Source organism: Dellaglioa sp. CoH-57-MRSF-18, assembly GCF_056781995.1.
In genome coordinates, this window is the sequence record NZ_JBXAXX010000073.1 from 1 (window position 1) to 481 (window position 481).

At 54.5% G+C, this 481-nt stretch carries 1 protein-coding gene; it reads left to right on the forward strand.

Annotated elements, in window-relative coordinates; all coding sequences use genetic code 11:
- A partial coding sequence (locus tag AC1RPG_RS08130; RefSeq protein ID WP_481762487.1) for a 3'-5' exoribonuclease domain-containing protein occupies positions 1-481 on the forward strand: 481 nt, incomplete at both ends.

Sequence of the window (481 nt, forward strand, 5' to 3'; positions counted from 1 at the left end):
GTGGTGCCCGGCATCGGCATCATCGACAGCATGAAGTGGAACCTCAATCTCCAAGAGCAGCTTAATCGTGGTGGAAAGATCGAGGCCGACGCCTTCTTCTGGTGGCTGAATCAATCTGAAGCGGCGCGAAGTTCACTGGTCACGGGTCAGGCAGATTCGATCAATCTTGAGCAGTTCCAGCGCGAACTGACCGATTACTGGTTGACCACGATAGATGCGCGAGTGCGCGATCACTTCATTGTTGATCCCGAGCACATGTATGTGATGGCGCTCGGCAACGACTTCGACATCGCACAAATCGACTTCTGGTTGAACGGCGCAGTTCCTTGGCACTACCGAAAGAAAATCTGCTTGCGCGCTCTCATACACGAGTACCCGCAATCCGTGATCTGGGACGAGAACGCGGCCGACGCAAAACATGATGCGCTGGAAGATGCGCTCTCACAATCACGGATGCTGCTGCGAATGATTGAGCGCCATC